The organism is Streptomyces griseorubiginosus (assembly GCF_017614965.1).
Lineage (GTDB): Bacteria > Actinomycetota > Actinomycetes > Streptomycetales > Streptomycetaceae > Streptomyces > Streptomyces griseorubiginosus_B.
In genome coordinates this window covers 1-2163 of sequence record NZ_WVUG01000578.1, presented here as the reverse complement: position 1 = coordinate 2163, position 2163 = coordinate 1, and the positions used below count along the sequence as shown (strand labels likewise).

General features: G+C 69.3%; 2 protein-coding genes, 1 tRNA gene and 1 rRNA gene. 3 read left to right on the top strand and 1 reads right to left on the bottom strand.

Annotated features, from left to right (window positions below):
- Window positions 1-10 precede the first annotated feature (10 nt).
- The 3 genes from rrf to GRC12_RS43830 all read left to right on the top strand — a co-directional run bounded on the left by rrf (window position 11) and on the right by GRC12_RS43830 (window position 1056).
- A 5S ribosomal RNA gene (rrf, locus tag GRC12_RS43840) occupies window positions 11-127 on the top strand.
- 114 nt (window positions 128-241) lie between these two features.
- Window positions 242-904 carry a DegT/DnrJ/EryC1/StrS family aminotransferase gene (locus tag GRC12_RS43835; protein WP_133046228.1) on the top strand — a complete coding sequence of 221 codons (663 nt, stop codon included), beginning with the start codon at window positions 242-244 and terminating at the stop codon, window positions 902-904.
- Window positions 905-980: 76 nt separating this feature from the next.
- Window positions 981-1056, top strand: a tRNA-Thr gene (locus tag GRC12_RS43830).
- Window positions 1057-1118: 62 nt separating this feature from the next.
- Here GRC12_RS43830 and GRC12_RS43825 read toward each other — a convergent pair.
- Window positions 1119-2163, bottom strand: a 1045-nt coding sequence (locus GRC12_RS43825; protein WP_208786004.1) for a PP2C family protein-serine/threonine phosphatase, incomplete at its 5' end; no start/stop codon positions are given.

Here is a 2163-nt window from a genome sequence, read left to right as displayed (position 1 = left end):
TTCATAGTGTTTCGGTGGTTATAGCGTGAGGGAAACGCCCGGTTACATTCCGAACCCGGAAGCTAAGCCTTACAGCGCCGATGGTACTGCAGGGGGGACCCTGTGGGAGAGTAGGACGCCGCCGAACAATTATTCAAAGGGTCGGATCCTGAACTTCGGTTCGGGGTCCGGCCCTTTTTCGTTGTGCGTCACTTGAAGTTCACGTTGCGCAACCACCATCCGCAGCATGGGTACTGCTGCAATGCTCAGGGCCGCCGGCGTCGGACTCGGTGACGAGGTCGTCGTACCGGCCTTCGGGAACGTCGAGGTCGCTGAGGCGGTCGCCATGGCCGGAGCGCTGCCGGTGTTCGCCGACATAGACCCGGTGACGTACTGCCTCGATGCCTCCGCTGTCGAGGCGGCTCTAACTCCCCGTACCGCAGCGGTGGTTGTCGTACACCGCTTCGGTCGGCCGGCCGACATCGCGCGGCTGCACGGTGTCGGGCAGCGGCACGGGCTGCTCGTGCTGGAGCAGGGTGAGTCCGAGGCGCCGTACGACGAGGTCGCGCAGCGGCGGGAGCGGGCGGCCTATCTCGACGCGAAGTTGCGGGGGGTGCGCACCCCGGACGGGGGCGATGGGCACACCTATCAGCAGTACGTCGTGCGGGTGCCCGGCAATGGGCGGCCGGACCGTGACGCGTTCGCGCGCGCCGTGCGGGCCAGGGGAGTTGAGTGCCGGGTGCCGGTGAAGACGCCCGTGCACCGGCTGCCGGAGTTCCGTCGCTGCGTTTCTCTGCCGGAGACCGAGCGTGCCGCTGACGAGACGCTTGCTCTGCCCGTCGATGCCGCGTTGACGAAGCGGGACATGCAGCGCATCGTGGGCGCCTGCAATGCGCTGGGCGGACTGCTCCAGCCTGCTTTCTGAGCGTGGTTGGGAGCAGGCGTCTGTTCGGGGTATGATCTATTCCGTTGCCTCGGGGGAAACCTCGAAAAGGCGGCAGGCCCCCTTAGCTCAGTCGGCAGAGCGTCTCCATGGTAAGGAGAAGGTCAACGGTTCGATTCCGTTAGGGGGCTCCAGTGAAAAGGCCCCGCCCAATTGGGCGGGGCCTTTCTCGTATCCGTATCTCGTCTCACTGCGTTCAGTCCGTCTGCAGGCCCGGGACCCGCATCGCCAGGATCGCCATGTCGTCGGACGGGGCGTCCGAGGCGAAGCGTTCCACGGCGCGCATGATGCGGGCAGCGACGGCGCCCGCGGTCAGGCCCGTGCAGGTCGTGAGGACGTCCGTGAGGCCGTCGTCGCCCAGCATGCGCGTGCCCTCACGGCGCTCCGTGACGCCGTCCGTGACGCACAGGAGGACGTCTCCGGGGTCGAGGGTGACCGTCTGCTCGTAGAGCTCCAGGTCGTCGAGGACGCCGAGAAGCGGCTGGGGCTCGGCGGCCGGTTCGACCGTGCCGTCCTGGCGCAGGCGGAGCGGCAGGGGGTGGCCGGCGCAGACCACCTTCAGTTCCGCGCTGCCGTCGTCCTGGGGGCGCAGCTCGCCGTAGAGGAGGGTCAGGAAGCGGCTGCGGGCGCCCTCGTCGAGAATGGCCGAGTTCAGTCGCTCCAGGACCGCCGGGCCGGACAGGCCCTCGCGGGCCAACAGGCGCAGGGCGTGCCGGGCGAGGCCCGTGACGGCGGCCGCGTTGGGGCCTGTACCGCAGACGTCGCCGATGGCGAAGCCGTAGGCGCCGTCGCTGATCGGGAAGAGGTCGTAGAAGTCGCCGCCGACCTCGTTGCCCTCGCCGGCCGCGCGGTAGATGACCTCGACCTCGACGCCGTCGATCTCGGGCAGCTCGGGGGGCAGGAGGCTGCGCTGGAGGGACTGGCTGATGGCCGTGCGTTCCGAGTACAGGCGGGCGTTGTCGAGGGCGAGGGCGGCTCGGCGGCTCAAGTCCTCGGCCAGTTCCAGGATTTCCTGGCGGAAGTGTTCGTCGGTGGGCTTGCCGAGGGTCAGCATGCCGATGACGCGGTTACGGGCGACCAGGGGGAGGACGACGGTCTCGCCGCCGACCGCGGAGGCCGTGGCGAGCGTGGGGCCGATGCCGGAGGCGACCTGCTGGGCGGGGCCGCCGGACAGGCCGAGGCTGCGCATGGAGCTGCGCAGGGCCGCCTGGTGGGCGACCTCGCCGGGGGCGGACCAGACG